At 47.5% G+C, this 7,697-nt stretch carries 5 protein-coding genes and 2 pseudogenes; 2 read left to right on the top strand and 5 right to left on the bottom strand.

Translation table 11 applies throughout. The features are described from left to right. Positions 1–197, top strand: a pseudogene (locus ACLGGO_RS27435) (Uma2 family endonuclease); the annotation flags it as partial. A gap of 119 nt (positions 198–316) precedes the next feature. Here the strand turns inward: ACLGGO_RS27435 and ACLGGO_RS27430 are convergent. Together ACLGGO_RS27430 and ACLGGO_RS27425 are read right to left on the bottom strand one after the other, a co-directional pair. Continuing rightward, positions 317–2,722, bottom strand: coding sequence for an EF-hand domain-containing protein (locus ACLGGO_RS27430; protein ID WP_446421666.1), 2,406 nt, complete (start codon positions 2,720–2,722; stop codon positions 317–319). Positions 2,723–2,820: 98 nt separating this feature from the next. Continuing rightward, positions 2,821–4,314: a CIA30 family protein gene (locus tag ACLGGO_RS27425; protein ID WP_446421667.1), complete on the bottom strand. Its 1,494-nt coding sequence runs from the start codon at positions 4,312–4,314 to the stop codon at positions 2,821–2,823. Between the two features lie 333 nt (positions 4,315–4,647). On the opposite strand from ACLGGO_RS27425, the gene ACLGGO_RS27420 reads away from it, so the two are divergent. After that, complete coding sequence (locus tag ACLGGO_RS27420; protein WP_446335665.1) at positions 4,648–4,911, top strand: DUF3146 family protein; 264 nt, start codon at positions 4,648–4,650, stop codon at positions 4,909–4,911. Between the two features lie 11 nt (positions 4,912–4,922). Here ACLGGO_RS27420 and ACLGGO_RS27415 read toward each other — a convergent pair. From ACLGGO_RS27415 to ACLGGO_RS27405, 3 genes and pseudogenes are all read right to left on the bottom strand, one after another. Continuing rightward, positions 4,923–5,277 (bottom strand): annotated as a pseudogene (locus ACLGGO_RS27415) (zinc ribbon domain-containing protein); the annotation flags it as partial. Positions 5,278–5,298: 21 nt separating this feature from the next. Further along, positions 5,299–5,694: a pre-16S rRNA-processing nuclease YqgF gene (locus ACLGGO_RS27410; RefSeq protein WP_446421665.1), complete on the bottom strand. Its 396-nt coding sequence runs from the start codon at positions 5,692–5,694 to the stop codon at positions 5,299–5,301. Between the two features lie 36 nt (positions 5,695–5,730). Then, positions 5,731–7,605, bottom strand: coding sequence for a tetratricopeptide repeat protein (locus tag ACLGGO_RS27405; RefSeq protein WP_446421664.1), 1,875 nt, complete (start codon positions 7,603–7,605; stop codon positions 5,731–5,733). Between the last annotated feature and the right edge of the window lie 92 nt (positions 7,606–7,697).

Here is a 7,697-nt window from a genome sequence, read left to right as displayed (position 1 = left end):
TTCGAGGAATTAACCGTCTGTGGTTGCGGTGGATGACGCTTGAGGGAGAGTTGATTTTAACGCCGGAAGAAGAGGCTATCGAGGCGCAGGAAAGGGCTGTCGAGGCACAAGAACGGGCAGTTGCGGAACGGGAAAGAGCAGAACGATTAGCAGCACGATTGCGGGAGTTAGGAGTTGAACCTGATGATGTCGAGTAAGTGCGATCGCTGTTTTCAGTTCACATCTCATACCAAGTTGCATTCAAAGATATAACTTTCCCTCCCCCAGCTCGCGAGACGTTGCATGCAACGTCTCTACATTGCTTCCCCAGCTTCCCTTAGTGAACCTCAACAAAAACGCCGCTACGAGCAAACTCCTCTTCTTCGGGAGTAAAGTAAGGGGCGTTATCTTCCAGGGTTGGGTCGAAGCTGTAAGACTCTTGCAGGAAGTTTCCTTCTAAAACGGCGTTTTCTACCTCCTTGATGTAGGTGTCAGCAAGCTTACACAACTCTTGGATACCCTGTTCGTCGCCTCTGTCCAAAAACTTTTGCAATCCCAGATGAAATCCCGACAGGCGGGCGGTGGGTTTGAGCATACTGTAGATATAGTAGATGCGATCGGTGGTGATACTGATGTGACGCAGGGCGCGGGCGCGGGTCAACTCAGCATCAAGGCTGGGCCAATAGCGGTTGGTGTAGAAGGCTTTGTCATCCCGTTGATACCACTCTTCTGAGCGGGCGATGGAAGAATTCACGGTGTTGTGCAACTTCCAGAAAAACAAACGCATGGATGGTCCATCGGTTACCGTAGCCAGCTTGTTGTCGAAGGACATACTAAACTGGGTTGCATGGAGTTTCTGTCCCAACAATAGGTACTCCATGGGGTACATATCCACTTCCTTGTTTTGTACCACATAAGCATTTAAGTGATGGCGACAGTAGGGGCAAGGGTACATCGTGGCGAACAGTTTGATGAAATCATTGAAAACCCCGATCAGCTTTTGCTGGACTTCCGGAGATTTGGTGCAGACGATTTCGGCAGACGTGTGGAAGAAACGCCAAACCCCTGGTCCGATGTAGTAGGGGAAACTGACTCGCATTTGGGCATCCCGAACATAGCTGCGGTTGAGCCATAAATCAATGAATGCCACATACTGGGAGAGGGCACCACATTCGCGACCAAACTCCAGACGCTCCCGGCGCTTCTGCACACCGTTGAGGTAGTGGTGACTCAGCCGCCAAGCCTGCAAAATTGCCAGTTTTTGCTGGGGCGTGCAGTTGGGGAATTCTTCGCAAACGTCGCTACCATAGCGATCAAACTCTCCGACGGCTTTAGTCTCTTCATACAACTGATCCAAGGCGGCTTCGTCGGGATTGGTGTTTCTTTCAATATCATCAGCCGTGCAAACACTAAACGCTGCCAGAAGTTTCGGCATGAAATCTTCGTACCAGTAAGCCACGGGCATCATCGCGCCGTCGATTTCTTCGCGATCATCTTCGAGAATCACCCGGTTCCATTGCTTTAAATAAGCCTTGGGATCTTCCCCATTAGTTTTTGGCGACGGGGGCGTCAGTTCTGCGTTAAGTTCCAGTTGGCGCAACCGATTCAGTTCATTGATTGCCAGCACTCCTTCTACCAGATCTCCGATGTGGAGCTGCTTTTTCTTCATGGTGATGGCGAATTCCACCCCAGCGGCGAATTTCTCGCGAACTGTGGCAGATTTGCTGCGGGTTTCATGCATCCGCTGCGCCTCCGCTAGCATTTCTGGGCTTTTTTCAATGTTCTGCCAGTTTTTGATCCGATCTTGCAGGCGGGCATATTCGGCTTCGATGGAATTAATCACTTCATCAAGCAAGGGATAGCAAGCGTCTTCGACGATGCCCAAGCCTTTGTAGAAGGTGATAGCAACGCGCACAAACTGGGTGAAATCAGAAATTCGGTAGGGTAAATCCCTCACCCGTAAATGGGTTTCGTGGTTCGCCGAAAAACTTTCGCGGAAGCAGCGATAGGCAGCGCCCTGAATCAATCGAAATAGACCAATTTGCATTTGTAGGCGAGAAGTGCCACGCTTTCTACCGCAGTCGTCCTTAACTTGTTGGGTGAGGATGTCTTGAAGCTGTGTTACCTCTGATGCTATGTCGCTAGCGGGTGTTTGCACAGATGCGGTTGCAGCAACAGCAGAATCCTGATCGCCCGTTGAGGATTCACTTTCTTCAAGAACAGGCTGGCAAAATTCGTCAACGTCGATGAAAGCGTTGCCGTCGCGATCGCCTTCGGTTACGATAACGAAGGAATCCTGATAGCCCGTTGACGATTCGTTTTCTTCGGGAACGAGTTGGCAAAATTCTTCAAAGTTAATGAAAGCGTCGCCGTCGCGATCAACTTCTTTGATCATCTCTTGTAATTCTGCGTCCGTCAGCCCGAACTTACTCATGACGTTTTTCAGTTCGTTGGCGCAAATATGCCCCGAACCGTCCTCGTCGAAAACGCTAAAGGCAAGTCTCAGCCGACTTTCGCGATCGCCCTGTTGGGACACCATGAGAGCTTTAAACTCTTCAAAGTCAATGGCACCGGAACCATCTACGTCCACATCTTTAATCATGTCGTGCAGTTGCGCGTCGGTGGGATTTTGACCCAGCGATCGCATGACGACACCCAACTCGTCGGCTGAAATTTCGCCACTGCCATCTTCATCGAAAACTCTGAAAGCTTGCCAAAGTCTTTCCACCTCGGCTTCGTTCATTGTTTTTGGGTTTTGTCTGTTCATTTTTGCCAATTTTAAAGCAAGTTCTCAAACTTCATTCCAGTTTCCCTCTACAGAACTATAAAACGGGTCATCCGTCAAGTTGACTCAGAAAAGTCTGTGTTATCCGAATTTAGGGAAGAAAACAAATGATGCCAATCGGGAGAACTTGTTTCGGCTTCTTTCACTTCAAAGGTGACATTACAAGCTTGGGATTGTTCTAGCGCCTGAAGGCAAAGTTCAGCAATATCCTCTCGACTGACTTTGCCTCGGATATTATCGCCTTGCTCAAAGGCTAAACCTTTACCGCCTGGTTCTTCGGTTAAAGCACAGGGACGGATAATCGTATAAGGAATACCACTTTGGCGTACCGCATCCTCTCCTCGTAGCTTCCAGGTGAGAATTCCCCCTAATTGGTCATTCATTCGCACGGCTGGAGGTTCTTCTTCTAAGTTAATTCCGGGACGCCCTGGACGGGTGACGCCAGCAGAACTAATCATAATAAATTGAGGTAAAGTCGCACCCTTGTATGCTTTGATTGTTTCCACTTTTAAGGAAAATGTTCCTGGCTCAAAGTTGGGATTCAGTGCGCCGTCATACTCAAACTTACTCAGCATCAGTTGCAGGGCGTAAATATGGCTCGGATCAAAGGGTTCAGCATTCTGGAGAGTTTTGGCACGAAATACCGGAATCAGCGCCTCAAAGGGAACGCAAACATCAATCCAGGTATCTTTTTCAGTATCAAACGAATAGCAATAGGAAATCCCATCCCACCTTGATTCTGTTCGCAGAATAAACTTATAACGTTGTCCATCTCCTTTGACTCGCAGTTCCATCCCCTCATATCCGGCTAAATTTAAGGGTGGATCAAAATTGCGGGTGCGAACGGAAACAAAACCACCCGAGTTTGCTGTAGATACAGTTCCGCTGAATAATGCAGCATTATCAATCAGCCGAATTGAGCTTTCACTCACACCACCCATCACTACATCATCCACAGCCCCCCAGGTTTCTTTTACGTCATCTGATGGATTTTTGAAATCAAAAATGAGTTGTTTTCCGGGTTCTAAATGGTTAGCGGCGACTTGGACTAAATTCTTAATCCCTTGATAGTCTACAATTTCGGGACTATCTACAACTTCTGGCTTATGAAATTTGATGCCTTGATAATATTTTTCCCGGTTTGGTGTATCTCCTTCTACAGGTTGCACCCGAACACCTGTGCAGCATAAGACGGCGGAGATACCCTCCATCATGGCAGGGGTTAAGGTTTCTGGGATAGTGATATCGGCTTCAAACAGTTCCACCTCATCTGGGAGCATTTCTCGCCCTCGCTGAGTATCTCTGACTAAAGCGCGTACCGGATAATTCCGTTCCATCAGACGCCGCACGACTCGCTTCCCGACGCCACCCGTTGCACCGACTACTAGTATCTTGCCCAATCGTTTTTCTCCACTCTGACTTGGTTTGTGATGTTTTGTGTTACCTGAAAATAAACGTTTTAAACAGCTAATAAAAGGGATAACCTCAAAGTAAGCTAGGGTTTCGATAAATCTACCAACATCCCATTGGGAGCGATTGTTCGGAGTCATCATCCCCTCCTATTTTCTTGCTTAGATTTACCCATTGTTATCAATAATTTTAGGACTCATCGTTTATTGTACTCACTTCTCTCCCAGCCAGCCATATCGTTCACTGTGCCGTGACGGATACTTGGCGTTGAGTTTCTCGAAATAATCATCGGTCACGGTATCAGTTCCAGAGTTGACAATCATGTATTTTCCGGTAGTTTGGTATAAAATGCTTGAATCTGGACTTGTGCGCCCTGAGCTGCATCCAGTGGGAGAAGCCCCCGCTCTAAATTTTGATGAGAGTGGAGGGGAACGTCACCTAAATAACCTTTAATACCCTGAATAGGCTTAGCTGTGAGTTCTAAGAATTTACCAGAAACAACCGCCTACGTTCGGATTACCCAGCACTCTTGGCAACAGGGCAAAATCGAGGGAGAAGTTCATGCGGCTGCTTATGAGTGGCAGTTTCAATGGCGTTTCCGTCAAGGTCAGTTAGTCGTCAGACCTGCTTTGGGACGTGCTTTAATTCAAGAACCACTGGGTCGATTTTTAGAGCGTTGCGATTACCAGTTAGAACCAGGAGGAGATTACGCTTTTACCATTCGAGCAGAACTTTGACACTCCCCCGGTTAAAACTCGGGAGATTCTTTCTTCATAGGGAGGCAGAGTTTAGCGTCTTCGGTGGACGTGACCTTTACCCTCAGAAAGCTTAACCACCGTGTGTCCCACGGCTTCCAATCCTCTAATCTCGACTACTTGAGCAGCGGCGACATCCCGATCAGCCGTGTACCCGCAATGCTGACATTTGTGTACCCGCTCTCGAAGCTTTTTCTTACCCGTTTCCTTCAGGCATTTAGGACAAGTTTGACTCGTACCTGCGGCGGGTACTTTTTGGAAGTATACCCCACGTTTAAAACAGCACTGGGAGAGGATATCTAGGAATTGACCCCAACCTGCATCTAGGCAATGTTTAGCTAAGAAACCTTATCGCTATCCTATAAGAGTTTAGAGTTTACAGACGTAGCGCTCGATGAGCAAAATAGCAACAATATCATCAATCGGTCGAGGCGGCTGACGCATTCCCTGGGGAACTAGCCGTTGGAGTCCCTTGGGGGGATACATTTGCCAGTAGCGATCGCGGGCTTCTAAGGTACTATAGCGTTCATCGACTAAGACAATGGGAACAGTAGCAGAAATGACTTCACGAATTTTCCCTTGCCATTGCTTAGAGGTGGTTTGGTTCCCCATGACAATGGTTTCAATGGGAAACTGCTGACATAACTTTTTTAGGGTTGCGATCGCCTGATCAGATGGCACAACTTGATGATAGGAAATCTGTTGATCTTTCCCTTTCACCGCTAAACCACATTTATCCCGCCCTGGATCAAACCCTAAAATCATAATTCAAAAATCTATTGACAAATGACCAATGATAAATTACATCGAATTTCGATACTTTTCCAACAATTCGGGAATATAATCATACCCATCTACCCCAATTAAGGGAAGAATTTTTGACCGCTGCTGCTGCAACAGGTCTTGGAACACTTCTCCTCCCAATTGTCCTTGTAAAATAGTGAGTAATCCCACGGCTTTGCGCCAGTCTTCTGTGCCAATCTGCTCCAACAAATATCCGCCTAAGCTTCCTGTATAAATTGTTTTGCTCCAATTTTGTAACTGATAGTAGGCTTGCGCCAGATACGCTAAATTGAGTCCTTGTAAATACAAATCCCCAGAAAATTGCGCCGCTTGCCAACCTTGTTCTAAATAGGTAATCGCCTCTTGCGGTTGTTGCATAACCACATAAGCAATCCCCAAACTACATAAACAAAGGGCTTGACTTTGGCGATCGCCTAATCGTTCTAACAATTGCCGACCTTGTTGCAGGTAAGTAATGGCGCTTTCGTACACATCTGGATCAAGGGCTTGCTGTTGGGCTTGAAAGACCTCACTATAACCCAAATTCGCTAAGGCATTGGCTTCGCCTAACTTATCCCCCGCCTGCCGTGCTAAAATTAATCCCCGTTGGCTATAATTAATTGCCTCAGGATAATTTTTCTGTGCCACACAAATGCGGCTTAAGTGATTATAGTTAGCAATCTCACAAGGGCGATCGTTAGCTGAACGAGCAATCTCTAAGGCTCGCTCATGGAATTGTATGGCTCGATCATATCGACCTTGCGCCCGTTGGGAATAGCCCAATAACGTAAGAATTCGGGCTTTCTCTTGGGTTCCCTCGACGCGCCGCAAGGGTTCATTCAGGTAATCCATCGCATTCCGCAGATAATTACCACTCAAGGAGGCAAAAACACCGCCATAAAGCGGAAAATACTCCCGTTGGGCAAAGGTGCGGAGAATTTGCAGTGTCACCTGAAAACAGCTATCTATCAAGCGTTCTCGTTGGGGAACCGTTGCTTGATTTAAGGCAAGGGCAATTTGTGACCAGATTACCGCAAATACGATAAAGGTGGAAATCGAGAGTCTAGCTCCCATTTTGGAGTTATAGACTCGTTGATCAAACCAACTAACTAACCGACGCTGTAACCATTGGAGAACAACGGTGATTTCTACCCAAGCATCCAGTTCTAACGTTGGCTGTTGACGAATCCATTCATCAAGGGGTCGATTAGAGGCTAGGGCTTGGAACAAAGACTGGGGTAGAGGACGATTCACCTTTTTTGCCCAGAGTCCCCAAGGTCCGCGCTGTTGAGAGAGTTCTTCAAAACCCAAGGAACCCTGACTTTGCTCATAAATCCAGCTTACTAAATCGTTTTCCAAATTTCCCCAAGCGGCTAACCCCCCGGTAATTCCTTTGGCTAGCTGTTCAAGTTCCGTGGCGCGATCGCTCTCAGAACTAGCTGTTGCTTCCTGCTCAAGTGTTTTGGCTAATTGAGCCAATTGAGATAGATTGAGGACAGGTTCCCGATTTGGGTCGATCGCACGTAGAAAAGCGGTCAAACGTTCGCTCTTGTCAGCTTGGGTAATCCCTTGGGTGGCGGTTGCGATCGCAACAGACTCCTGATTCTGCTGCTGTACCCGTTCCCATTCACTACTAATCATATTTAGCGCCCTCTGCGCCCGCACCGCTTTGGCTTGTTTGATTTCGCTAACCGGATTCTCGATTTGTTCCTGAGTGCTGCTGTGGCGTTCATCCAGACAGCGTTCAAAGATTTCTCCGGTTCCACTGCTGACACCTGACATCAGCTTCTGGTAAACCTGTTGCTTGGATCGGATTTTTCCTTTCAGCGTCGCGGCGACAATTTCATCAATCAGTTGGAAACAGCGATCGCGTAATGATAAAGAGTCTGTCATAAAAGGAAGCAGAAGGCAGAGGGCAGAAGGCAGAGGGCACAACGCCCAATACTGCACTTGATTTATGGTATCTGCTTTTTCGCCTATTGTTA

This window comes from Coleofasciculus sp., assembly GCF_046565525.1.
GTDB lineage: Bacteria > Cyanobacteriota > Cyanobacteriia > Cyanobacteriales > Coleofasciculaceae > Coleofasciculus.
Note: the sequence above shows the minus strand (reverse complement) of the source record. Positions and strands in the feature narration are given on the sequence as shown.

Bases quoted from the DNA above. Each gene is read 5' to 3' on its own strand.
- ACLGGO_RS27430 (WP_446421666.1), bottom strand. From the start codon at position 2,722: ATGAACGAAGCCGAGGTGGAAAGACTTTGGCAAGCTTTCAGAGTTTTC.
- ACLGGO_RS27425 (WP_446421667.1), bottom strand. From the start codon at position 4,314: ATGACTCCGAACAATCGCTCCCAATGGGATGTTGGTAGATTTATCGAA.
- ACLGGO_RS27410 (WP_446421665.1), bottom strand. From the start codon at position 5,694: ATGATTTTAGGGTTTGATCCAGGGCGGGATAAATGTGGTTTAGCGGTG.
- ACLGGO_RS27405 (WP_446421664.1), bottom strand. From the start codon at position 7,605: ATGACAGACTCTTTATCATTACGCGATCGCTGTTTCCAACTGATTGAT.